Here is a 25,428-nt window from a genome sequence, read left to right as displayed (position 1 = left end):
TTATCCTGTATAGTCAGGATGTTTTGAAATAAAATGTTTATCTACTTGTGATAATTTACTTCTTCTGATTTTCAATTTTATCAATATCTTTTGATAATATAGAGGAATCTAAAAAATAAATTCATTCTTACTTTAATTAATTAAGCCTTTCAGATTTCTGAACGGCTTTTTTAATTTTTAATGTTATATTCTATTTTTATAAGTTTAAAAATTATAAGTTCATATCTAAATAATTTGACTAAAAATTTATAAATTTTATTTAGATGTTAACATTAAATCATATCAAAACACTACAATACTAGTGTTTAGAGAAGCAAAATAGTGTTAATAAACTTTAATTTTTTGTTTCTATATAATTCATTCATTTTTTAAATTTGACACTTAGTGTCAAATGAAGATATGTCAACAAAGACTTTAGGAGAAAAATTACGAGAACTACGAGAAAATAAAAATTTGCCATTACGCAAAGTATCTGCACTTCTGGATATAGACGTTGCAATACTTAGTAAAATGGAGCGAGGAGAAAGGCGGCTTACTAAAAATATTGTTATGCAATTGGCAGAAATATATGTTTATAATTCGGAAGAACTATTGATATTATATTTATGCGAAAAAATATTATTTGAAATTAGAGATGAAGATTTAGGTGAAAAGGCTCTTAATGTAGCTAATAAAAGAGTTAAGATTTTAAACAAAAACAAATATAATGGAAATTAATCAGTTAGTAGAAAAATATCAGTCTGATAGAAACTATTACCTATCTGATAAATACAATGAGACATTATTGCGAAGTGATTTCTTAGATCCATTATTAGAATTATTGGGATGGGATATAAAAAACCATGCTGGAAAATCTACAAATGAAAGAGAAGTAATACTTGAGGAGAGTTTAAAAGCAAACGCATCTGAACACTCGAAAAAACCTGATTATACATTTAGACTTTTCTCGGAGCGTAAATTTTTTGTTGAAGCAAAGAAGCCTCATGTACGAATTGATTCAAATGATGAAACGGCAAAACAGATCAGAAGATATGGCTTTACAGCGAAGCTTAAAATTTCTGTTTTGTCTAATTTCGAATACTTAATGATTTACGATGTTTCCGTAAAGGTCGATCAAACAGACACTTTTCATAAGGCTTTAATCAAAAAATATCACTACACCGAATATGAAGAGAAATTTGAAGAGATAAAAAGTTACTTAAGTAAGGAAAGTGTATACAGTGGTAGCTTTGACTTAATATGGAAAGATATTGAAGCAAAGATTCAACTTTATTCAATTGACAATCTATTCCTTAATCAAATTAACGAGTGGAGAGCATCTTTAGGTGGAGAAATTTACAAATATGATCCCAGCATAAGTGAACAGCAATTAAATGATACTGTACAAAGCTATCTTAATAGAATTTTATTCTTGAGAGTTTGTGAAGACCGAAATTTGGAGGATTATCAAACACTATTGAAATTTGCAAGCACAAAAGATTTTTTATCCCTTATTAAGAAATTCCAGCAAGCAGATAAAAAATATAATTCAGGTCTCTTCGATCAATTATTAATAGATTTAATTATTGAAAATGTTTCATCTGTTTTCTGGAAAATTATAAAGCAACTGTACTATCCAGACAGTCCTTATTCTTTCTCTGTATTTTCGTCGGACGTTCTAGGCTCCATATATGAAATCTTTTTATCTGAACAACTAACTATTAAAAGCGGTAATATAATACTTGTAAAAAAACCTGAAAATATTGATCGAGACATCATAACTACCCCAAATTTTATTATTGGCGATATTTTACGCAAAACTGTTCAACTTAAATTGGAAAATAAAGACTTTAATGAAATTTGTGCTTTAAAATTTGCCGATATTTCTTGTGGTTCGGGAGCATTTCTATTGGAACTTTTTCAGTTGCTTAATGATAATGTTATCGATTTATTTTTAAAAACAGATATATCTCAGCTGGTACAAACTGGTCCTGACAATTATAAACTTCCCTTTACAGTTAAGCGTTCTCTATTGTTAAGTTGCATTTACGGAGTTGATAAGGATTATAACGCTGTAGAATCAGCAAAATTTGGTCTGTTGTTAAAATTGTTAGAGAATGAGGATGCGACATCAATTATTGGAAATAGCCCTATTCTTCCAAATTTAGATCAAAATATTTTCTTTGGTAATAGTCTTGTTCAACCTTCACAAGTTTTATTAAATGAGGAGCAAGTCATAATAAATCCATTCGATTTTGGAAGTCTTAAATTTGATGTTATTGTTGGAAACCCTCCATATATGAAATCAGAGGATATGAAAAACATAACACCTCTCGAACTTCCAATTTATAAAAACAATTATATATCAGCACATAAACAATTCGACAAATATTTTCTTTTTATAGAACGGGGCTTTAATTTACTTAATAATGATGGAATTCTAGGTTATATCGTACCAAGTAAATTCACTAAAGTAGGATCCGGAATTAAATTACGAAACGAACTGTCTGCAAATGGCTATCTGTATTCATTAGTATCATTTGGAGCAAATCAAATATTTGCTGATAAAACCACATATACAAGTATTCTAATAGTTGGTAAAAGTCCTAGACAAAGTTTCACCTATAACGAAATAAGTAATCTAACTCAATGGAAAATTCGAGATTTTAATAGTATGCCTACCGATGAAATTGAAACAAATTCTCTTTCTAGTGATCTTTGGTTTTTAGTTCCACCCCACCTTAAAGAAGCATATGATAAAATCATTGAACAAAGTGAAAGTCTTAAAAAAATTGTTGGTAAGGACAACATAAACAACGGTATACAAACAAGTGCAAATGACGTGTTTATATTACAAGCCACTAAAGAGGAAAATGGGTTGGTACACTTTGTGAAAAAAGGAAAACCATATGATATTGAAAGAAATATTCTGAAACCTTATTATGCTACTGATAGAACTAAAGGCGGTGAAAAACTAAATACTTACAGAACAATAATTCCAAACTCTTACGTTATATTTCCCTATAACTTTAATAAAGGTAAAACTGATTTTATTTTTCCGGATGATTTAAAAAAACTATATCCATTAGCGTATAAATATCTGGAAGAAAATAAACTAAGACTTACCCAGAGAGACATTAGTCCTCCTGTAAAAAGCGAACATGAATGGTATAGATTTGGAAGAAGTCAATATCTTGAGCTGGGAAATATTTCTGAAAAAATAATCGTAGGTGTTATGTCGTCTGGTGAAAAATATCCTTTAGATTTTTCACAAACTTTACATACGGCCGGAGGAACTGCAGGTTACTGTAGTATCTTTTTATCCACTGATAATTTATATTCGATATACTATATTCAGGCTGTTCTAAATTCAAAGTACGTTGAGTGGATAATTCATCTTAAAGGAGAAGTTTTCCGTGGTGGTTATATTGCAAGAGGAACAAAAGTTTTACATAATTTACCAATTCGAAAAATAAATTTTAATAATTTAAAAGAAAAAGCTTTACATGATGACATTGCTAAAATTCAAAAGCAATTAATTGAACTTCAAAAACAAATTGATAAAAGTAATGGAAATAAGAGATTGTTAACTCCACTTATTGGACAGTTTGAAAGAACAAAAATAGAGATTAACAAAATACTTAAAGAATTATACGGGTTTGGACCGGACGATTCCCTTATACCAACAATAAAAGAATTATATGAAATTAATTGAGAATGCGAGTGCAGATAAACTTAGAGGCGGTTTTTATACACCCGAACCAATAGCTGCGTTTATTCTTAAATGGGGTATTAATGGAAATCATAATGATGAGATTCTTGAACCAAGCTGTGGCGATGGGGTATTCCTAGAGCAGTTGAAAAATAGCCAATATAATTACAAATCGATTACCGCAGTTGAATTTGATTCGGTTGAAGCAAATAAGGCCTCAAAAATTAAGATAAATGATAAGACAGTAATAAATACAGATTTCCATTTATACTGTAATGAAACATTACAGCGATTTAATCTAATTATTGGCAATCCGCCTTACATTAGATTTCAGTACTTTGATGAAGAACAACAAATGGAAGCTGCAAAAATTTTTAATCGTGCAGGATTAAAATATTCTAAACTTACAAATGCATGGGTCTCATTTGTTGTTGGCTCTAGTCTACTTTTAAAAGAGAATGGTAAAATTGGTTTTGTGCTACCGGCAGAACTTCTTCAAGTTTCCTATGCCCAACAGTTACGGGAATTTTTAGCCCATTTTTATAATAAAATAAATATTATATCCTTTGAAAAATTAGTATTCCCTGATATACAACAAGAAGTAGTTTTACTCCTTTGCGAAAAAAACAATAGTGGATCTCATTTGATTGAACATTTAGAACTTAAAGATGCAGATGACTTGAAAAATCTTGATGTCGAAGTTTTAAAGAGCCCTTCAAAAAAAATAGATTTCAAATCTAATAAATGGACTTATTATTTTCTTGAGCAGGAAGAAATTGATTTTCTTGAGAACATTGCAACAAAGCATAATATCCCAACAATCGGTAAATATGCAAAGGTTGAAGTTGGTATTACAACTGGTGCCAATAATTACTTTACAGTACCTCTAACAACAGTTAATGAATATGAGCTAAGTGATTTTGCAAAACCAATGGTTGGAAGAAGCGTTCAAGTAAATAGTGCTATTTTTAATAAACAAGATTGGGAAATAAATAGCAATTTAAATGCAAAAGCACATTTGTTAGTATTCCCATCTAGTAAAAATTTGAATGGCCATAAAGGTGCAAAAGCTTACATTCAGTTTGGTGAAGCCATGCGAATAGATAAAGGCTATAAAACAGGTATTAGAGATGACTGGTTTGTAGTTCCTTCTATCAAAGTCTCAGATGCATTTTTTATCCGTAGAAATAACTTATACCCTAGACTTATAATCAATGAAGCAGGAGCTTATAGTACTGACACAATGCACCGGATCTTTATCAAGCCTGATACAGAAATTGAAGCATTTACAGCTAGTTATTATAATTCTTTATCACTGGCTTTTTCTGAAGTTACTGGACGTAGCCACGGAGGTGGTGTACTAGAATTAATGCCAAGTGAAGCTGAACGTATTCTATTGCCATATCAATTAAATAATAAAAAATTATTACAAACGATCGATAAGATGCTTAGAGATAAAAGAAACATTGATGATATATTGAAAATTACTAATATTGAAATATTAAAGAAGGGTTATGGTTTAACTCAAAAAGAAATTAACTTAGCGGATAAAATCTGGAAGAAATTATCTAACAGAAGATTAAATCGAGGTAAATAAATGAGTCGCAATGCCCAAACGTATTAATTCAGTATTTTTTAATTCGATTTTATTTTGTGAATTTGCAAACTAAAGTGTCCTATTCTTTCATTTGCATTAATGGTGCACTTTAAAAAAATAAATAGCCTCAGAGAATCTTCTAAGGCTTTTTTGTACACAATCCTTACTCGTATTATTCCTAGAAATCGAAATTAAATAATTTCTTACAAATATTCAACCCTTTTGCCAATTGCAATATTGAAGATAGCTGAATATTATTTCTCCCTTTCCAATTCTACTTATATTACCATGACCTGAGGATTTGGAGATTAAATTAAGCCATTATTCGGCTTTGCCAAATCTTCCAAATACAACACCATCTTTAATTCAGCCTATAACCTTAATCTCGCCAAACGGCTGTTATAGCCAATGTTTTTTTTATTACTCGTTTGTCGGTATGTATTTTTCTTTACAATAATTTTCAACTTCCGTGTCATTTGCAAAATAATTGTCGCAAAATTCGTTAAGTTCCTTTTCAGCACCAGAAACATATTTTTCGCTTGCGGTCATTAATTTTTCAGTTTGTTCAATGAATTTTTCAAACTCTTTATTCATTTTACAAAGCTTGTCAATTGTCTTAAAGTCTAAGTCGCGAAAAACTGAAGGATATAATACTTTGCTTTGATATGGATTTGCATTAAGCTCAATAATTCCAATGCCGAACGATTGATTTAGTCTTGCCATTTCTTCGTTTAAACTGTCGCTAAACTCAAAAGCTACTAAATAACCATAATTCGCCCAACTTGAATTTGAAACTGCTTGAAAAAAAGCTTTTTTAAGTTCGCTGTCGCTGTTTATTTCTCTTTTTAATTCATAAGAGCTCACTTTAAAAGTGTCAACACGATTAATCGATTTTAGAAAATTTTGACTAGCTTTTGTCTGTAAGTTCAAAAATTTAATTCCTACCATATCAGGATGCGTCCAAATTTGGTTGTTGTCTTTTCCGTTTGACTGTTCGTGAAAAATTGTTTTTGAGTAAGTGTCCGTATTTTTGAGGTAGCTACTTAAAAGTTTATGTAAGTCCCTTTCTTCGTATATTTTTGATTTGTGCCTTTTTACCGGTTTAACAGTAAGTACTTTCGTGTCTCCACTTAAAATTTCAACGCTAATGTTTTGCTCATTTTTTGTCAAGTAGTACGAATAAGTTCCACCGTCTTGCTTAATTCGCTTTACTCTAGTGTCTCCATTACGAATGAAGTCGCCAAGCAAAGCAGAAACCGTTGATGCAGGAGTTTTTCCTGCTATAAACTCGTAATAATTATTCTCTACTATATGATTATAAATCTCCATATAGTTTGTCAAAGCATTTATTTCTTCAAGACTTTTTAAAATAGCTTCTTTAATTGTCATTTTCAATCTGGTTTTCTATTGCTGTTCGATTTTTTTTTACCATTTGCTATAACTTATTTATTTAAGTAATAAAATGGCTTAAATAAGTTCTATTTTGGTTGGCTTTATGCAATTATTCAAATTTCAAAATCAAAAACACAAAACTACTTTTGTTTTATTTTACGGTTTTCCATAATCTGTTTTAAATATTAGGTTGCAAAATAATTCTTTTAATAATGAATAGGCTACTGTATAAATACCTATTTTAAATTTTTATTAAGTAAAAAAAGATGCCGAAGCATCTTTCATAGAATTTTATTTAAAAATCATTAACATTTATATTTGTCTAGTAAGTCAAACTTACTAATAATCGTCTTTTTCAAAAAATTATAATAATGTGTTTTCTCTACTGTCAACTTTTCTTCCAACTGAAACGATTCATCAACAATTAAAATTAGATCATCTTTATTTTTCAAAATAAACAAACTACAAAAATCAATATTTAGATATTGGCTGATTGAAAATATTTTATCCCAACTACTTACATTTTCAAACCGTTCAACCCTACCAATCAAGGTTGAATTATAACCTAATAATATAGCAAGATTATGCTGAGATAGTTTTTTCTTTAACCTAGCTAATCTGAGCATGCATCCAATTTGAATATTTAATAAATGTAATTCTACATCATTGTATTTTCTCATAAAGTAAAATTTGAGAAAAAAGATCACTTTATTCGATACAAATTTGCTCCGAATAAGATATTTTGTTATATTTGTCACAACATTTTACATATAAAAATGTAATTTTGCGATTCTTCATATAAAATATTTGAAGCATTCGCTTTGAATCTTGCACTAGAAAAAACTGGACACTTTTTCACCCGCGCGCAAGAAGATAAGTGTAAATGCTCACGCCATAAATGGCGTGGGCTCACTTATGCGCGCAAGGTAGTCCAGTAAATCCTTCTAGTGTGATAAAGTGAGAACACCCCACGCCTCCTTTTTAGGAATTGCTTCCTCACTTTCATTCATAGCATACTTCATTCTTTTTAATAGTCTCGTATTAGTTATTATCTAACCAATAAACCTATGTATATATGAATTAAAATGAATTAAAATGAATTAATCACAGTTAATACATGCACTTTCTTATTCTATATTTTGAGTTAGTTAATTTCAGTGCTGTATTAGGAACACAAAAATGGCCCTCTATTTCGTCGCCAAACAACCATAGAGGACCCTAGCCAATCAAACTAACGTTAACTAACCAATCCCAATATTATGAATTATTTTTCATTTTACAAGGGTGGAAGAGCTCTTTATTGCCTAATTTTTATGGGTATTACCCTAGCTTTTTCATCATCTTTTGCCGCCAGCTCAAAACGGCATTTCAAATTTACACATCAGCAATTTCAGGTCAACGGAACTGTAACTGATGGGGCCAGTCCCCTACCAGGTGTAACTATTTCCATTAAGAATAAATTAAATTCTACAGCGATATCTGATTACAGTGGGCAGTACGCACTTGCCGCATCCCCCTCGGATACTTTGATTGTATCTTTCATAGGCTTCAAAACGGCTTATATTCCTGTTAAAGGACGCAAAATTGTAGACGTTCAGCTTACTTATGATACAACTACACTACAAGAAGTACGGGTGAATGCCGGATATTATTCCGTAAAGGAAAGCGAGCGCACAGGAAGTATTGCACGTATTACTGCAAAGGATATAGAAATCCAGCCCGTTACAAATGTACTGGCTACCATGCAGGGACGTATGGTCGGAGTCAGCATCACACAGACAACAGGAGTTCCGGGCGGAGGATTTGATATTAAGATCAGGGGGCAGAACAGTCTGCGCAGCGATGCAAATTCTCCTTTATACATTGTCGATGGCGTTCCTTATGCCTCAGAATCTATAGGCTATAATCAGACAAATACAATATTTCCATCAGTAACCAGTCCACTAAACAGTCTTAATCCTGATACTATCGAAAGCATTGAAGTGCTCAAAGATGCCGATGCCACCTCTATATACGGTTCAAGAGGGGCCAATGGTGTTGTGCTCATTACAACGAAAAAAGGAAAGTCAGGAAAAACAGTATTCAATTTTTCAGCTTCAACAGGCGCCGGTAAGGTGACAAGATTTTTAGATCTTATGAATACTTCACAATATCTGGACATGCGCAGAAAGGCTTTTATCAATGATGGGGTTTCCAATTATAATGACTGGGATTATGATATAAATGGTACTTGGGATCAGAACAGGTATACTAACTGGCAAAAAGAGCTAGTTGGAAAAACTTCTCTTATAAATAACCTGCAGGGCACTGTATCCGGCGGATCGGAAAACACAGTATTTCTCTTCAGCGGAAGCTACAATACGCAAACCACAGTCTTTCCCGGAGATTTTATCTATAAAAAAGGAGGAGCACAGTTCAATTTAAACCATCATTCCACAGATAATAAATTCAAGCTTAATTTAGCAGTAGGATACAATGTACAGGATAATGACCAGCCAACATCTGATTTTACATATGACGCGCGCGCATTGCCACCTAATGCTCCGGCATTATATGATAAAGATGGAAATCTGAACTGGGAAAACGGGACCTGGGAAAATCCTTTGCGTTATCTCAACGCCCGGTTCGGCTCCAAAACAAACGACCTGATTGCTAATACTGTTTTATCCTATGAGCTCGCTCGAGGATTTGTGATAAAGACAAATATGGGCTTTACAGATTTAAGTACCATGGAGACTCGTACCAATCCTTCCACGCTATTTAATCCTGTCTACAACATAACAAGCAACAGAAGCTCTATTTATATAAACAATACAGACAGGTCCTCATGGATAATCGAACCTCAGCTTAGTTATGAAAGAGAACTGGGTCCAGGCAAACTCACTGTACTTCTGGGTTCTACTTTTCAGAGCCAGACCACAACAAGACTTTATCAAAATGGAAGCGGTTTCAGTTCCAACAGCCTTATCTACGATTTGTCTGCAGCCAGTACTGTAAGGGTTTTGCGCAATGACCAGACTAATTATAAATATCAGGCCTTTTTTGGAAGGGTGAATTATAACCTGCTGGAAAAATATTTGATAAATATAACGGCAAGACGCGATGGTTCGAGCAGATTTGGCCCCGGAAATCAATTTGCAAACTTTGGCGCGGTGGGTGCTGCTTGGCTTTTCTCGCGTGAAAACTTCCTCCAAAACAGCTCCTGGCTGAGTTTTGGAAAAATCCGCGCGAGCTACGGGACAACCGGAAACGACCAGATTGGGGACTATCAGTTCTTGAATACTTACAGCATAACAGGAGTGAATTATAATGGTAATATTGGACTGGAGCCTTCAAGATTATATAATGCAGATTTTGGATGGGAAACCAACAAAAAACTGGAAGCCGCCCTTGAATTAGGCTTTCTAAAAGACCGCATTTTTACCACGTTTGCCTGGTATCAAAATCGTTCTTCCAACCAATTGGTAGGCATCCCGTTACCGGGAACAACCGGATTTACAACCTTGCAATCCAATTTGGATGCAACTGTTCAGAATCGCGGAATGGAAGTCACGATTCGAACATCAAATATTGAAACGGCACATTTCAAGTGGTCGACGAATTTCAATATCTCATTTGCTCAAAATAAGCTTATTGAGTTTCCCGGTCTTGAAAATTCAACCTACAGCCAGACCTACCGCATAGGAGAACCCTTAAATATCAGACTGCTGTATAATAATCTTGGCGTAAATCCTCAAACAGGGGTTTATCAGTACGAGGATACAAACAAAGATGGGAGAATTTCGTATCCTGAAGACCAGCAGACTGTTGCTGACCTGAATCCTGAATATTATGGCGGGCTGCAGAATAATTTGCAATATAAAAGATGGTCCCTGGATTTCCTTTTTCAGTTTGTAAAGCAGAAAAACAGTTCCTACCCAATGGGTTTTGCCGGACAGATGTCCAACCAGCAAGTACGTAAACTCAACAGTTGGCAGCAACCGGGAGATAATAGTACTTATCCAATGTATACGCAGTCCTACAGTAGTGACGCTGCGAATTCCTATTATTTATTCTCGGACAGCAATGCTTCTATAGTTGACGCATCGTTTGTACGTTTAAAAAATATTTCGCTCACTTATGATGTACCTATAACCTTTAAAGAGACACAGTTTAAAATTATGCTTCAGGGACAAAATCTCTGGACTATAACCCGCTATGATGACGGTGACCCCGAATTTATCAAGTACGGTTACCTGCCTCCTCTTAAAGTGATTACTGCCGGAATTCAATTAATTTTTTAAATAAAAAGAAATGAAAACACTATCTTCAAGTTCCACACTATTTTTATGGCTTGCTCCCTTGCTATTGCTGATCAACTCTTGTGATTCGTTTGTTGATGTCGAATTACCAGGCTCCCAGCTCAGCAGTAGTACTGTTTTTAAGGACTACTCAACTGCAAATGCAGCCCTTACCGACATTTACTCAAAAATCAGGGACAGGGGACTCTTAACTGGTAATGGCTCTGGATTATCGAGTCAGCTGGGTAATTACACAGACGAACTGGTGCCCTATGGAATGCCTTCCAACACGAGTTTCAGTTTTTATTATAATACGCTTTTGCCAACTACTCCGGATATTGCAGATTACTGGAATGCCACCTATAATCAGATTTACGCTGCTAATGCCATAATCGAAGGGGTATCCGCTAGCAGTGGCCTGACACTAGCGCAAAAGAATCAGCTTTCCGGTGAGGCGTTATTTATACGGGCGCTGTCTCACCTGTATCTGGCAAACCTTTATGGCGATATACCGTACGTAACCCAGACCGATTATAAATCCAATACTAAAATTACAAGGATGCCTATAGAAAAGGTTTATGAGCAGATTATAAAAGATCTTCAGGAGTCTGAGCAGAACCTTGGTACAAGTGACGGCAATCTACAACGAATCCGTCCCAACCGGTATGTAGTAAAAACTCTCCTTGCAAGGGTTTATCTCTATTCGGGAGCCTATCCCCAAGCTGCCAATGAGGCCTCAGCGGTACTGAACCAAACCGGCGTATATCATTTGGAACAATTAAATAATGTCTTTTTAATTAATTCTTCGGAAACCATCTGGCAGTTGCAATCTCAAAATGAAGGACAGAATACAGAGGAAGGGCTGCACTTTATATTCTCATCAGGACCTCCGCCTGCTGTTGCGCTGAGCAGCAACCTCGTTCAATCCTTTACTGCGGATGATTTAAGGCTGTCCAATTGGATTAAATCCGTGACCGATGGAACTTCGGTTTGGTACCATGCTTTTAAATACAAACAACAGGATTATACTCCTGTTTCTGTAGAATACTCAATAATTTTTCGTCTGGCGGAACAATTCCTGATTCGGGCAGAAGCAAGAGCCAACCAGGGTGACCTGATAGGGGCCAAAGAAGATTTGAACAAAATTCGAAATCGCGCAGGGCTTAAAAATACTACAGCGATCAGCAAGGAAGAAATTCTTCAGGCAATCTTGCTCGAAAGAAAATTAGAGTTGTTTACCGAGCATGGCCACCGATTTTTTGACTTGAAAAGATTTGGCAAACTAGACAGTGATCTCTCCCCTGTTAAAACAGGATGGAAAACCACTGCTAAATTATTTCCCCTGCCTCAGAGCGAGCTAAGCGCAAACCCGAATCTACAGCCGCAGAACCCAGGATATTAAAAATAAGATGGAAGCAACAAAAAATAATAGTCACAACGTTTTTTCCAAACTGATCTGGCGCACCACTTTAATAATAGTTTTTAGTTTTGTTTTGCAATTAGTAGCCTGCCCCTTATGGGGGCAGGAGTTGCAAAAAAAACAACTGACCGCCTCAGACTATCATCTTTGGAATGTTTTGCATACGGATAATGTTTCTCCAAATCAAGAGTGGGTAAGCTATAGACTCTTTTATGCAGATAATAGCGACAGTCTGTTTGTCAGGAATATAAATTCAAATGCAGCATACGCCTTTGCAACAATGGAAAGCTCACTTTTCACGAAAAACAATTTCTTTCTCACTCAGTATGCAAATAATCTCTACATCCTAAATCTGGAGACTTCTCAAAAAGAGCATATTGAAAATGTTGTACAGTATGCTTATTCAGAAAGCACAGGATTATTGCTACTGGTACTGAAAACAAAACAGCAAAAAGATTTAATGGTGATCCGCACCACAGCGGGCAAGACAGTTAGAGAAATTCCAGATGTGAGCGGTTTTTCTTTAAGTCCTGACGGACACAACATAGTGTATACCTCACAAGAAAATGATAATAATACGATGCGGATTCTAGATCTTAAACAGATCAAAAACGAAAAAGCGATTATCCTTAATGCAAGGGATCCATTTAAAGGTTTTTCATGGCAAAAACAGGGTCATTCTCTTGCCTTTTTTTCAAGCAACGAGCAAAAAGAGGTTAAATCCGTATTTTATTATATATTAAAACAAGATAAATTGTATACACTGGATGCAGGCTCAAAATCAGTTTTTCCACTCGATAGCTTAAGCATCTGCCCATCACCTGAATTACGTATTTCAGATGATATGCAGCGTGTCTTTTTTAATGTCGTAAGAAAGAACACATCAACAAATGATAAATTGGAATCAGACGTGGAAATCTGGAATGGCAATGACAAGTGGCTTTACCTCGATGAATTAAACCATGGTAGATTTGAAACGACCGAGAAAAGTGCGATATGGATTCCGGAAAAAAACTTTTTCAGACAACTGTCAACAAATGAGCTACCCAAAATTTCGCTCACCGGTAATCAGGATTTTGCCTTATTGTCAAATCCGAAAGATAATGAGCCACAGTCTGAATTAAATTCGCCTCGTGATTATTACCTGATGAATTTGAAGACCTTCAGAAAAACTTTATTTCTTAAAAAACTAACCGATGAAAGAAAGAACATAAACCCTTCTCCTGGCGGAAATTATATCGCATACTTCAAAGACCGGGCCTGGTGGGTTTATTCCTTAAAGGAAAACAAGCATACCAACATTACCCTGAACGTTCCGACGAAATTTACAGCCAAAGAGGAATTTTTCAAACGGGAATCCCTTTGCGGAAATCCGGGATGGACTAAAGATGATAAAGAAATTCTGCTTTATGACCAGTATGATATCTGGGCAGTATCTCCTGAAGGAACCAGTTATAGAAGACTTACAAAGGGAAAGGAATCTAAAATTAGATTCCGAATTGCCGACGCTCCCAACAAATTTCATTACGCCTCAATTTATGAAGACAACCATTTGGAAAATTATAACCTGGACAAGGATCTGTTTTTGCGCGCTGAAGGGGAAGATCTGAAAACAGGATTTTTTGTCTTAAACAATAAGTCAGAAGTAAAGGAAATTGTATATCGGGATTCTTATATCGACGAGTTCTTTTACAGTTCCGGAAAACAGAAATTCATTTTCAGGGAACAGAAATTTGATCTTTCTCCAAGACTGGTTGCTGTCGACAAATCATCTAATTGCAATGCTTTTTTTCAAAGCAATCCGCAGCAGGATAATTACTTTTGGGGAAAGCCGGAACTAATCCGTTATCAAAACTCAAAAGGACTGGATTTGCGCGGAGCCTTGCTATTTCCTGCCAACTATGATCCTGCAAAAAAATATCCGATGATTGTCGATATCTATGAGCTTAATTCAAAGGAGATGCATCATTATAAAAATCCAAGTCTTTTTAATGAGGATGGCTTCAATAGAACCAATTTCAGCCTGGAGGGCTATTTTATTTTATTACCCGATCTTCTACAGGAATATCAGAATGTGGGTGCCTCGATTGTTGATTGTGTGAATTCTGCTGTTGACAAAGTATTGGAAAGAAATATAATCACGCCTGATAAAATAGGACTTATCGGATTCTCTTCAGGAGGTTATGAAACCGCGTTCACCATTACGCAAACCAATCGGTTTGCTACTGCAATTGCAGGAGGTACTAATACCGATCTTCATAATTTGTATTTCAGCATTGGAAAAGGAACCGGCAAGTCGGAAATGTGGCGTTTCCAAAGCAGCTGGTGGATGATTGGAAAAACTCCTTTCGAGGCGCCTGAACTTTTTGATGAAAGTTCTCCGTTGTTCCATGTGCAGAAGGTCCAAACACCGCTGCTCTTGTGGACAGGAAAAAATGACCCTCAGGTTGATCCGCACCAGAGTATGGCTTATTATCTTGCACTGCGCAGTTTTGGAAAAAAGGTGATAATGCTTCAGTATCCGGCGCAATCACATACACTTTCTAAACCTGTAAATCAAATCGATCTAACCAATCGCATGCACAACTGGTTTGACTATTTTTTAAAAGATATTCGATGCGACTGGGTAGAAAATGGCATAAGATAGTTTGCCAATAGTTATGCAAAAAAAGCCCCTGTAATTCTTCGCAAGAACTGCAGGGGCCCATTGTTTAAATATCAATTTGGTTTGTACAATTCAGTAGGACAATTATTTCCTACTTTACCAAAGGCCTGTGGTCCGGTGTCACCAAATTGTCGACAGATCGGACGGGTGTTGATGTTACTGCAATTCACTTCCACATTACAAGCGCCTTGTGCATTAAGCGTATAGCCATTTGGCAAGGCTTTTGCGGCGCTCTGCATTGAAGTAGTTAAAAATGCACCAGAAACTCCCATTACAATTACTGCTAATGGGGCGATGTTTCTTAAAATTAAATTTTTCATGATTTCTAATATTTATATTAAACTTTGATCTACTTTTTTCTACAGGTTTTCGATCTAAATCCTGATACTGGCCAGTATATCATCATTTCGAATCGCTGTTAAAGTGTCGAAATTCATTTTTTAAAATTGATCTCAATTCATGAACCACTAGCTGATTTCCTATCAGTGCATACAGATGAGTGGGTGTCACATAGAAGGATTCAAGTTTTTTGCCGTGGATTCCATATACGGAAAAACTCATTCGATAGGTCCGTTTTTCGATGTCATAAACATCAATAATTGACGATTGCTCCCAAACTTTCTCCAGCTCAAACTGCCCTTTTACCTGCGAATGAACAAAAAGAAGATTGTAACAGATTGCCGAGTGCTGGTTTACCATAAGTGCAGGTGCAGACATTGCTTTGTCTCCATTTTTCAGCCGGGCAATCTTAATCTTTGCCGTAGTATTGGTATCGATCGTATTTCCCCTGTCGACTACTTTTCCACCTCTGTCGCCCACCACAAATTCATTGCGGTAATAATAGAGATAAACAGACTTCTTTAGCTTTTCCTCATAAAGCAACATGCCGTCGGTATCGAAAACGCCATCAATCTGCTTTGTCAAAAATTCTTTGCTATACGATACTCTGGGAACCCTTTCAGAGGAATAAACACCAATTATTCGGGACGAATTCTCCCCGTTGCTCGAGCGAAATATAAAACTGGTGGAGTCAATGGGAACCGCTAAATTAAAATAAGGGCTGCCTTTAAGTTCTTTGTTTATTATCCAATCCGATGTCGTGCCCCTGAAAATGACAGGAACTGTTCCGTCTATCAGAAAAAAATAGTAATCGCCAACTATAATACGTACAAAGGAAAAGGGAATTTTCTTGGAGTCAAAAGTTATTTTTATTTCTTGCTGGTCTTCCAGGTTGCTGCTCATTGCTATCAAATGCAGTGGATTTGTATAGTTTCCAAGATAAATTCTTCCCTTTGAGTAGCCTGCAAAATAGTAGGAGTTAAATTGTAAATCCTTTTGATAAGTCCTCATTACGGGATGCTGCGGATAACGCCGTATGAATGGGTTTTCATTGTGCACAATATGTTCTGAATAGAGAAATAAAGCTAAAACAACAAGCGGGCTTAAAACCAGTATAAGTCCTGTTTTTATTAGAAGGATTTTTGTTTTACTACTAATCCCGTATCCTGTAATATCAGCCTTCAACAGCAAGGCTACCAAGGCCAGGAAAACAAAGAATAGATTAAAAACAAGATGAACCTTCCAGCTCATTTTCTCTAAAATACCACCGCATGAACAAGGAATAAATGAACTAAAATTAAGTATTAAAAAAATATAAGCAGAAAACATTACCATCAGGCCTAACGCGAATAAAAGACCAATGTTTTTGAACCGTGGAATACACAATAATATTGAAATCAAAATTTCATACGCCGGTACTGCGAAGGACACCCACCAGGCATACACACTTAAAAGTGGCGACTGACCGAGCTGGACTCTAAAGTTTTCAAAATCGAGCATTTTACTTACTGCAGCATAAACAAAAAGAAGTACATACAGCAGGCTGATGCTTTCAATTATAGTATTTTTTATTTGAGGTTTGAGATTCATGGCGGTCTGTTGATTAGGAAAGAAACGTGAAATGATTCAAAAACATAAACAAATGTAAATCAACACTTTCATACAAATCCTATCCAAATCAGGCAAAAATTCTTCCAAAAGAGATATAATGCATAAAAACATTCTAAAAAAAACCGCGCTGTAAATCGGCCAGATTTGCAGCGCGGCCAGCATTATAAATACAGGCAGTCTAAAACTGCCTGTATTCACCTTTAAAAAAAATCAATTCTGCACAGCATAAGAACTAAAGCCCTTAACAGCAAAATCAAGGCATAAGTCAAAAGCGGCCTGACCTCTGAGCTGCGCTGTTCCTCCCATCAGAATGGAAGACACTTTTGCCTGGTCATTCTTATACTTTCTGACATTCTGAAAATACCCCGTTACGCCGTTGTACGCACCGAATACCGTTCCTTTAGTTGTATCAGTGAGCTGTGTATGATGGCTCATTGCATATTCAAAGGCATTATCTACCATATTATTGAAGCAGGCGGATAATTCCTCGTTTCTTCCCTCCTTCAGTTTTTTCAATACTTCCCTGCCTGGTGCCATAGCATGCTGGATTAGCTTTTTAACTTCCCTGTCAGAGATACGGGTCTTTGTCCAATAGTTAAAAACAGCTTCAAGACTGCTGGATAAGGTATCTGAAATATCCATAACTTTATGAGCCTGCTCAAGGCGGTCTTTAGCATTTGAAGTATGACGGATACGCACTGTATTGGTTTTAGACTGCATCGCAGCATTAAGGGTATTGGCGCATACTACGCGGATCGGCGTAAAAGCTGCCGTAATACTGCCACTTCCGTCATGGGAGGTCGTCAGGAAAAGATATTTCTCAATCAGATCTTCTTTTCCTACCCGGATATAATCAGGAAGCTTTGCCGTGATAAAGATTTTCTCACCGTTTCCCAGTGCGCCAGCGGTTTCATACATAATACCATCTCCCCCAACTATACTATCAAAAAAAGAAAAAGCATCCCTGTTCTGTACAATGTGGTAATCCTTGCCAACTACCCCTAGTACCGTATCATTATCGGTACGCACTGTACTGCAGTAGTCTGGAATATCAAGCCTTCCTACAGTAATAAAATCCTGCGTTACAATTGGGGAAGAAGGCGTAAAAAGCCTTCTTTTCTCCACTTCAAAATCCAATCCGGCATGCGCTATTGCTGCCGCGCTTGTAGGGTATTCATCCACTATTTGCCCAAGATTGTGCCATGCTTTTTCCTTTACACTGAAAAAACTGTGCTTCTGTGTCTGTTCATTATAATAAATATTATGTCCCATGATTTCTTATTTTTAAAGTTAAACATCCAATTAAAAGGGCACATCCTCCCCCGCCTTGTCTTTCCCTTTCTTAACAGCAGTTCTGCTGTTCCCCTCCTGCACACTTGTCGCCTTTTGCTCATCATCCCCTTTAGCACTGCTTCTTTTTGCAAAAGCAACAATATTTATTGCATTAACATGAAAGTCAATACTGCCGATCGGATTTCCTTCGCTGTTGATATATACATGCATACCCAGCCTGCCGTTTAAAAGTACCACTGCTCCTTTCTTAACCCACTGCGCTGTTTTCATACTGAGCCAGTAGGAACAATTGATAAAAGTTGTCACCTCTTTGTACTCTGAACTTCCCGCCACCTTATAACGGTCATTAACCGCTATGCTGAAACTCAAAACCTCTTTCTCTCCAGCGCTGCGAACTGCCGCATCTGCCGTAACTCTTCCTGTAATTTCCATAACTTTAAATTTTTAAATGAATAAATAATTGTTAACCACTAATCAATACCTAATGAATACTTTATAAAATATGTAAGCAATAGCTATCGATCCCTACTTCCTTAACTCCCGCTCCGCCCTTTAAAAAAATTGTTTTCAAAAGAAAAAACGGAAAAAAAGAAAGCACAGATCAAGCGGCAGTTAAAGGATGCGGAGTGCTATAAGTCCCGAAGGGCGGACGAAAGGAAACTGTAGTCCGTTATGCGCATGCAGCAGACGGCTGGCGCTATCTTGGCTGCCCTTTTTAGCCGTTTTCGAATGAAAACTGATTCTATATTAAAAATTTACTTCAAAAAAGCTTATCAAGCCTGCGACCTTACAAATCCTGCAAAACTTACAAATCTCAAAAAATTATAAGAGTCTGGATAATTTAAGTCATTGTCAAATCTCACGGTAACATAAATGGTTGTTAAATACCCTTCATCTTGCCACCCTTTACCTCGGAACTCGGTGTTCGACACTAAAAGAAAAGAGTTCGAAAACAATGAAAATGAAAGATGATGAAAAAGTGAAAATTCAAACAGAACACGAATCGTTGGACTGCGATTAACTCCTTTGGAGTATGCCGAATTGGAAAAAAGATTTAGAGCAAGTACCTGCCGAAAATTAAGTGACCATATAAGAAGGCGCTTATTAACAAACCTATTGTAACCACATACAGGAATGCTTCTTTCGATGATTATATCGAAGATACAATTACGCTTAATAATGAGCTTAATTCAATAGGAAATAATATCAACCAGATTGCTAAAAAGATGAATTCTTTTAAGATTATATCCGAATTTAAGACACCGGTATTCTGGTTTGAAGTGGATAAAAAAAAATATTCAAAAAATGGAGGAAATTAAAAAACATTCTCAAAAATTCTCAGAGCAATGGTTGCAATTATAAAACGAGTAATTCAGTACAGCGGATTTTAAACTACGATGAAATAAAAGTAAAAGAAGGCAAGGCAGAATGCATTAGTGCTGTTAACTTTCCTCTGGAACTCGACAGACTTAATTTTACTTTAAAACTTAACCGTTTTATAAAACAGGCTTCGCTTAACGAAAACGTTAAGCGAAATGCTGTATATATCTCATTAAATTTTGATCCTTCAGAAAACCATTCTAAAGAAAAACTTAATGAAATTGCGAAAGTTTACATGGATAAAATCGGATTTGGAAAACAACATATCTTGTTTATCAGCATTATGATGCAGGACACCCGCATCTGCATGTGATTACAAATAATATTGAAAGAGATGGAAAAAGAATCGATCTGCATTTATTAGGGATTAAAAAATCAGAACCTGCCAGAAAAGAAATCGAAGAAACCTTTGGACTTGTAAAAGCGGAAGGAAGAAAAACAAGAACGATTTTTTTTACAGCCAATTGCAAACAGCAAAGTACAATATGGAAAAGCAGAGTCTAAAAAGGCTATCAATGGAGTTTTAAACAACGTTTATTTGAATATAAATATTCAAGCCTTCCAGAGCTAAATGCTGTTTTAAATCAGTTCAATGTTCATGCTGACAGAGGAACTGAAGAATCCAGAGTTTTTAAAATAACGGAACTACTGTACAAAATACTTGATAAAAATTCAAAACCAGTTGGAGCACCAACCAAGGCAAGTGATTTTTACAGTAAGCCGACTTTAAAATTTCTGGAAGAAAGATTTAAAGTAAGTGAAATAAAAAAAGAATCACATAAATGCCATGTGAAAAGTGCCATTCAGTTGGCTTTCTATCAAGGAAAGATTAAATCTCCAGAGATATTATCCAAGAAACTAGAAAGAGAAGGCATTCATATGGTTTTAAGAAAAAGCAAAGAAGGACAGCCTTACGGAATTACTTATGTAGATCATAAAACTCAATGTGTTTTTAATGGAAGGGCTATGGGAAAGCAGTACAGTGCAAAAGGAATTCTGGAACGATGTGAAGCAAACAATCATACAAATCAAAATCATTATTATCAAAAATCGATTCTAATCGCTTCTAAAAATATCCAAAATTTGGAATCTTAACCTCTTTCAAAAACCGATCTACTTGATATTTTATTACGTGCCGAAAATTCTAATGATTACATACCAAAAGAACTTAAAAAAAAGAAGATTGCGAAAAGGTATTTAAAGAAGTTACAGGCAGATTAATTCACCCTTCACTTTATATTAGTATATTCAACGTTCTTGTACTACACTGGTTTTGAAGTTAATTAAGTCCATTCTTCAGTTTTTGTAAAACGTAAGACAAAGTGGAAAATCAGACCCTACACTTCCATTATTTTATTTACAAATTATTGAATATAGAACACTAATTTGCGTCATTTTTTATCATTTTAAATGGATAGGCAGGATAACCAAATTTCACCACAAACATTTTTTATTTTTTCTTAAAAATATTTTCGGATTACTCTAAACAATTCTAAAGCAAAGCAGTAAACCCTAATGATTAGCTTGCATCTAATAAGCCAATTAAATCTGTTTTTATTTTTATGAATAAAGTAAAAAATGTTTTACACCTTTTTTGGTTATCCTACGTATCCTTTTCATTTGCTTTCTTTTTTTTTGCTATATCATAATAATTTACGTTGTTAGACTTGGGTTTCTTTTTCCCTGCCGAAATAAGAACAATTATGATAAAGATTATAATTATTATTGCCATCTATAATTAATTTAGGTCATCTATAATATTTTAAAATAAAATTTATAAATCATTGTAATAGTGTGACCAACTTTCGTAAACTTAAAGTTTTTTCTACTTTTCGCCCGTAACAGGGAAATGCTCAAACTGGATTTCCACTATCTTAACAATTAGATCTGTTTTCTAAATTTTTCACAAAACTCTTACATAAATAATCCCATTCATTTTATAAAGGTGAAGAAAAAACTTTACTTATGATGCGACGGAAGCGTTTTTTTTTTAATCTTCAAAATTTATTTCTCTTAATTTTTTTCGTTTTTTTGTAGAAAGCATGTGTTGGTCTTATTTTTTTTAAGTTAAAAATTTAAAATCTGTTAACTTACCACTAATATAAATTCAAAAACACATGAATATAGATCAATAATTGAGATAAAAGGATTTGAAGTTTCTTAAGAGTAATCTAAAGAGCGTAAAACCACCATACCTTTCTGCTCCTTATCTAAAACATAATACTTTTTAATGTTATGTTGCAAGTACTGCAAGTAAATATTGCTCTTGCCAAAGTGCAAGATATAATGGAACAATTATAGGTGTGCCGGGAAACCAGATAATCTTAGTCTCCCCCATATTTACAGAAAACCGATACAATCTAATTCAATCATAAATCCAGAGTTGTCGAAAAAACCCCGAAATAGTCAGAGTTTCGTTCGCCTGTGCGTAGTACAACAATGAAACTCTATTATATCAAGTCCACATAGGTTCAATATTTTTAATATAACAATTCAATTTATTATCAATCTTTATGTATCCACATTTTTCGTAAAAGTAATTTAATGAAGTTTGGGCTTTCTTAATATCTTTTTGCATTTCATCCAACTTCAGAATCTTAAATCGCGCTGAATTTTTTAAACTAATATCATGTTGTTTTGGAAAACTTTGTAATGTAATGTAGCCACACTTTCCTTTGAAGAAAGTTTCAATACCGGAAATAATTTCTTCACCGAAACCTTTACCTCTATGATCCGGAAATAAAATAAACTCTTGAATTACAAGTATATTTTCATTAAGACTTTCACCAACTAATTTTTCTATTTTTGGTTTGATTTCATCTGTTTTATAATCAATAAGTACATCGCCTAGTCGAATTGTATTACTAGATCTATCAAATGCATCGTATAAATTAAAGCCAAAATGTACAAACGCATAGTTATAAAAATGTAATTCAACTTCACCAATTTTTACTGGTTCGTCACTTTCGTAATCATTATAGAATATCTCTCCAAATAATTCTTCTACATTAGGAGCATCGTTATTTTTTAAATCTAAAGTATTAGTAAATTTGTAATCAATATGAAAGTAGTGTTTCATTTGCTGAATTTTGATAGGTTAAACATAGTTTATATATTACAAGTTGCATGACATCTCATAATATTTATTTTTAAATAGATGTTTTTTACTTATAAATCATTAAATCGGTTTTCTATTTGTTGATTGCTCTAGACACTTAAATGAGTAAAAATCTCAATTAGTTCCGTACATTTAACCTCAGTTCTTTTTAAGAATTATAAATTTAGTCCATGTTTCACCAACTAACAGCCATGATAAGACATATAAACCCAAGATTGAGTCATATTTACATTTAAAAATAAGAATATTAAGTTAAAAAACATTCCAGGATCGAACCAGTAAACTCAACAAAACAAGGAGTTAGTAATAACCAAACTTAGCCATAACTTTGTCGAACCAAAAAAAGCCTGTAAAACCAATACTTTACAAGCTTTTCTCTTTTCTTGTGAGCTTAGCAGTACAAAATTCGAACCTTTTATGGAAGATTTTAAGATTTTAAGCGACCTAACAGAGGTTTGGAAAATAAGAGATTTGATTTTTAAGTTTAGTTTTTAATTAGAAAATATCTTTTCCTACATATTTTAACTAAGGCACTTCTAAAAGATGTCTTTTAAATTATGAAAATACATTTCCTTTACCTTTAATACATTGCTTTCTTCTTCTATCCATAAATTGTCTTTTACTAGTTTAGTAATTAGCTCTGGGGCATTAGAAGAAAACAATTTCCTGTCTAGTCCTGAAAAATCTAATTTATAATTCCATCCGCTATTATGCTTAAAAGAATTTATTCTTCCGATTGAGTTTGTAATTGTGAAATTTCCAAGTTTTTATTTTCTACTAATTTTCCAAATCGCTCTTCTTGTCTTTCAACTTCTTCACACAAAGCTATTGACTGTTCTAAACTTAAAAGTTGTTTTTTTGTCAACAATATTCTTTTGGTCAACTTTCCACTTATTAAATTTTAAAGACAACCAAAATGCACCATTGAGATAAACGGAATAAGAGTTAAAAGAAATAGGGTAGATATTAACGGAAATATAACAATGTGTTCAATATCTGAATAATTAGCTACGATATAGTCTATTTTATTTTCCTTAATTTTTGTCTCTCAAATAAAAAAAGTTAAATAGATTATTCTCCAAATTAGCCATGAAGTTATTAAAGTTCCATAAAAGGGACTTGTTGTCCTTTCATATATAATTTCATTAAAGGATTTTTTAGATCGTCTATCATTATTGATTGTTATTTTAAATTTCTTACCACACTTGTCTTTCTATAAGAGGTTTAAGGATAAATTAAATTAAGCTAACTGCCTAAATCTACTTTAGCATCTGTTAGTGGGTGGCATTTTCTTTCTGTTTTTCATCAAACTCTTTTTCATAGCTTTCTGAATTTTCAATTCTTTCCAAACTTTCGAGTAGAGCAAAAAATTTGAAACCGTTTTGAGTTGGTTGGATTGTAAAGGCATTAATGTTTCCCTCGATATTATTATGAATAGAAGGAACTCTTTCTAAAAGCCCATAACTTATCAATCTTGGACCTAATCGATAATATAAAAATCCAGATTCGTCGTTAGGATTATCCCAATCCATTCCAGAGCAATAGAGAGGAATCGTTATTTTAAATAGAGTTAATAAATCTAAATTTTTAGCACCCATTTCATGTTGTAGAACACGTGGTATCTCTTGATCTGATGATAATAAAATGTTATTTAAATCGGCAAATCTATAATTGCCAATCTTTTGAGATAAAAATGATTTATAGCCGTCATCGTTCTTTTTTAAAAATCTTAAATATATATAATATCCAACGAAGATAATTCCTGCAGTGAGTAATAAAGCGTATAGTTTAACTTCAAAATTGAAAAAATACTTAATAAATTCCTCTGCTGTTGAAACATTAATTAATTGTCCAATAATTATGGCTAACAGCGTAAACATAAGTAGAATTCCATTAGCTATTACTTTACTAAAAACTGAATCTTTCCAAATATTCGAAAACTGGTTTTTTGACTTTTGATACTTAGTTTCTTCTTCTGTAATTGTGTATTTTTTTTCTTTCTCCATTTTTAAGTTAGATTTCAATATTGATGCTCTACCCGCTTGCAACTAACTTATTTACATATGTAACAAAACCAAACAAATTTTGGTAGACATGCCTGGCAAATTTCACACATTTTTTATTGTTTTCAAATATATAATTTTTTCACTACAAATTATGAAAAGCCCCTTTAATTTGATTCAAGCTTTTTGGTACTGACATGAGTTGATACAAAAAAAGCAGAAAAAAACTAAGATGCGCATTTTAAAATATTATAATAATCCAAGATAATCTGGTTAGATATTTGAATGCTTCCCGCTACTAGAAAAAATTAAAAATCCACTTTTATAACGTTTTTTAGTTTTAAAAAACACATTTTTAATTAAGAAGCTCAAAATTTGCACGAAGCATTGGCTGGTAGCAGAAATAAGTCTCTAACCTCTCTCCTGCAACCATGACTGGATCCTAAGAAATCAAACCACAACTAAATAACTATCGCGCTCAAATCAACCAATCACTCCATCCAGCCTCCCCTTCACCCGCCAAAACCAAATAAAAACATTCTAAAAAAAACAAAAACAATCTAAAACTAACTAACTAACTAACTAACTAACTAACTAACTAACTAACTAACTAACTAACTAACTAACTAACTAACTAAC

At 34.2% G+C, this 25,428-nt stretch carries 17 protein-coding genes and 1 pseudogene; 9 read left to right on the top strand and 9 right to left on the bottom strand.

Going from position 1 to position 25,428, the window contains the following annotated elements:
• Positions 1–384 precede the first annotated feature (384 nt).
• From Q7C23_RS22860 to Q7C23_RS22850, 3 genes are read left to right on the top strand one after another with little or no spacing between them, the layout of a single operon-like run.
• Entirely contained in the window at positions 385–717 is a 333-nt protein-coding gene (locus tag Q7C23_RS22860; RefSeq protein WP_375034665.1) for a helix-turn-helix domain-containing protein, read from the top strand.
• A complete protein-coding gene (locus tag Q7C23_RS22855) occupies positions 707–3,694 on the top strand; it encodes an Eco57I restriction-modification methylase domain-containing protein (protein ID WP_375034664.1) in 2,988 nt (995 codons plus the stop codon). The genes Q7C23_RS22860 and Q7C23_RS22855 overlap by 11 nt, the downstream gene beginning before the upstream one ends.
• The gene (locus tag Q7C23_RS22850; protein ID WP_375034663.1) at positions 3,681–5,288 is read left to right on the top strand and encodes an Eco57I restriction-modification methylase domain-containing protein; all 1,608 of its coding nucleotides are present in this window, start codon (positions 3,681–3,683) and stop codon (positions 5,286–5,288) included. The genes Q7C23_RS22855 and Q7C23_RS22850 overlap by 14 nt, the downstream gene beginning before the upstream one ends.
• A gap of 420 nt (positions 5,289–5,708) precedes the next feature.
• Here Q7C23_RS22850 and Q7C23_RS22845 read toward each other — a convergent pair whose 3' ends face one another.
• Both Q7C23_RS22845 and Q7C23_RS22840 read right to left on the bottom strand, forming a co-directional pair.
• Complete coding sequence (locus Q7C23_RS22845; protein WP_375034662.1) at positions 5,709–6,677, bottom strand: hypothetical protein; 969 nt, start codon at positions 6,675–6,677, stop codon at positions 5,709–5,711.
• Between the two features lie 308 nt (positions 6,678–6,985).
• Positions 6,986–7,360 carry a helix-turn-helix domain-containing protein gene (locus Q7C23_RS22840; RefSeq protein WP_375034661.1) on the bottom strand — a complete coding sequence of 125 codons (375 nt, stop codon included), beginning with the start codon at positions 7,358–7,360 and terminating at the stop codon, positions 6,986–6,988.
• Between the two features lie 633 nt (positions 7,361–7,993).
• Between Q7C23_RS22840 and Q7C23_RS22835 the strand changes: the two genes are divergently transcribed.
• The 3 genes from Q7C23_RS22835 to Q7C23_RS22825 are packed head-to-tail and all read left to right on the top strand — an operon-like array spanning position 7,994 to position 15,027.
• Positions 7,994–10,963: a SusC/RagA family TonB-linked outer membrane protein gene (locus tag Q7C23_RS22835; RefSeq protein ID WP_375034660.1), complete on the top strand. Its 2,970-nt coding sequence runs from the start codon at positions 7,994–7,996 to the stop codon at positions 10,961–10,963.
• Between the two features lie 10 nt (positions 10,964–10,973).
• Complete coding sequence (locus tag Q7C23_RS22830) at positions 10,974–12,362, top strand: RagB/SusD family nutrient uptake outer membrane protein (RefSeq protein ID WP_375034659.1); 1,389 nt, start codon at positions 10,974–10,976, stop codon at positions 12,360–12,362.
• Positions 12,363–12,369: 7 nt separating this feature from the next.
• Positions 12,370–15,027 (top strand): prolyl oligopeptidase family serine peptidase, encoded by a 2,658-nt coding sequence (locus Q7C23_RS22825; protein ID WP_375034658.1) that lies wholly within the window; start codon positions 12,370–12,372, stop codon positions 15,025–15,027.
• A 71-nt stretch (positions 15,028–15,098) separates the two neighbouring features.
• On the opposite strand, the gene Q7C23_RS22820 is transcribed toward Q7C23_RS22825, so the two are convergent.
• From Q7C23_RS22820 to Q7C23_RS22805, 4 genes are all read right to left on the bottom strand, one after another.
• Positions 15,099–15,365, bottom strand: coding sequence for a hypothetical protein (locus Q7C23_RS22820; protein WP_375034657.1), 267 nt, complete (start codon positions 15,363–15,365; stop codon positions 15,099–15,101).
• A gap of 82 nt (positions 15,366–15,447) precedes the next feature.
• On the bottom strand, positions 15,448–16,974 hold the full coding sequence (locus tag Q7C23_RS22815; protein WP_375034656.1) for a MauE/DoxX family redox-associated membrane protein: 1,527 nt from the start codon (positions 16,972–16,974) through the stop codon (positions 15,448–15,450).
• A gap of 231 nt (positions 16,975–17,205) precedes the next feature.
• The gene (locus tag Q7C23_RS22810) at positions 17,206–18,267 is read right to left on the bottom strand and encodes a DUF932 domain-containing protein (protein ID WP_375034655.1); all 1,062 of its coding nucleotides are present in this window, start codon (positions 18,265–18,267) and stop codon (positions 17,206–17,208) included.
• Positions 18,268–18,297: 30 nt separating this feature from the next.
• Entirely contained in the window at positions 18,298–18,720 is a 423-nt protein-coding gene (locus Q7C23_RS22805) for a single-stranded DNA-binding protein (RefSeq protein ID WP_375034654.1), read from the bottom strand.
• Positions 18,721–19,391: 671 nt separating this feature from the next.
• Between Q7C23_RS22805 and mobC the strand changes: the two genes are divergently transcribed.
• The 3 genes and pseudogenes from mobC (at position 19,392) to Q7C23_RS22790 (ending at position 20,763) form a co-directional block, all read left to right on the top strand.
• A complete protein-coding gene (gene mobC / locus Q7C23_RS22800) occupies positions 19,392–19,607 on the top strand; it encodes a plasmid mobilization relaxosome protein MobC (RefSeq protein WP_375034666.1) in 216 nt (71 codons plus the stop codon).
• Positions 19,583–20,172, top strand: a pseudogene (locus Q7C23_RS22795) (relaxase/mobilization nuclease domain-containing protein). Before mobC ends, Q7C23_RS22795 begins: the two are co-directional and overlap by 25 nt.
• A gap of 285 nt (positions 20,173–20,457) precedes the next feature.
• Complete coding sequence (locus Q7C23_RS22790) at positions 20,458–20,763, top strand: hypothetical protein (RefSeq protein WP_375034653.1); 306 nt, start codon at positions 20,458–20,460, stop codon at positions 20,761–20,763.
• A gap of 1,360 nt (positions 20,764–22,123) precedes the next feature.
• On the opposite strand, the gene Q7C23_RS22785 is transcribed toward Q7C23_RS22790, so the two are convergent.
• The 3 genes from Q7C23_RS22785 to Q7C23_RS22775 form a co-directional block, all read right to left on the bottom strand.
• A complete protein-coding gene (locus Q7C23_RS22785; protein ID WP_375034652.1) occupies positions 22,124–22,747 on the bottom strand; it encodes a hypothetical protein in 624 nt (207 codons plus the stop codon).
• Positions 22,748–23,510: 763 nt separating this feature from the next.
• Positions 23,511–23,651 carry a hypothetical protein gene (locus tag Q7C23_RS22780; RefSeq protein WP_375034651.1) on the bottom strand — a complete coding sequence of 47 codons (141 nt, stop codon included), beginning with the start codon at positions 23,649–23,651 and terminating at the stop codon, positions 23,511–23,513.
• Positions 23,652–24,060: 409 nt separating this feature from the next.
• Entirely contained in the window at positions 24,061–24,792 is a 732-nt protein-coding gene (locus tag Q7C23_RS22775) for a hypothetical protein (RefSeq protein WP_375034650.1), read from the bottom strand.
• Positions 24,793–25,428 lie beyond the last annotated feature (636 nt).

Origin of the sequence: Flavobacterium sp. LAR06 (genome assembly GCF_041946075.1) — a bacterium.
GTDB lineage: Bacteria > Bacteroidota > Bacteroidia > Flavobacteriales > Flavobacteriaceae > Flavobacterium.
The sequence above is the reverse complement of the archived record's forward strand: the minus strand, read 5'-3'. Positions and strand labels throughout refer to the sequence as shown.

Coding starts and splice junctions, on each gene's coding strand:
- Q7C23_RS22855 (WP_375034664.1), top strand. CDS start 707: ATGGAAATTAATCAGTTAGTAGAAAAATATCAGTCTGATAGAAACTAT.
- Q7C23_RS22850 (WP_375034663.1), top strand. CDS start 3,681: ATGAAATTAATTGAGAATGCGAGTGCAGATAAACTTAGAGGCGGTTTT.
- Q7C23_RS22845 (WP_375034662.1), bottom strand. CDS start 6,677: ATGACAATTAAAGAAGCTATTTTAAAAAGTCTTGAAGAAATAAATGCT.
- Q7C23_RS22840 (WP_375034661.1), bottom strand. CDS start 7,360: ATGAGAAAATACAATGATGTAGAATTACATTTATTAAATATTCAAATT.
- Q7C23_RS22835 (WP_375034660.1), top strand. CDS start 7,994: ATGGGTATTACCCTAGCTTTTTCATCATCTTTTGCCGCCAGCTCAAAA.
- Q7C23_RS22830 (WP_375034659.1), top strand. CDS start 10,974: ATGAAAACACTATCTTCAAGTTCCACACTATTTTTATGGCTTGCTCCC.
- Q7C23_RS22825 (WP_375034658.1), top strand. CDS start 12,370: ATGGAAGCAACAAAAAATAATAGTCACAACGTTTTTTCCAAACTGATC.
- Q7C23_RS22820 (WP_375034657.1), bottom strand. CDS start 15,365: ATGAAAAATTTAATTTTAAGAAACATCGCCCCATTAGCAGTAATTGTA.
- Q7C23_RS22815 (WP_375034656.1), bottom strand. CDS start 16,974: ATGAATCTCAAACCTCAAATAAAAAATACTATAATTGAAAGCATCAGC.
- Q7C23_RS22810 (WP_375034655.1), bottom strand. CDS start 18,267: ATGGGACATAATATTTATTATAATGAACAGACACAGAAGCACAGTTTT.
- Q7C23_RS22805 (WP_375034654.1), bottom strand. CDS start 18,720: ATGGAAATTACAGGAAGAGTTACGGCAGATGCGGCAGTTCGCAGCGCT.
- Q7C23_RS22785 (WP_375034652.1), bottom strand. CDS start 22,747: ATGAAACACTACTTTCATATTGATTACAAATTTACTAATACTTTAGAT.
- Q7C23_RS22775 (WP_375034650.1), bottom strand. CDS start 24,792: ATGGAGAAAGAAAAAAAATACACAATTACAGAAGAAGAAACTAAGTAT.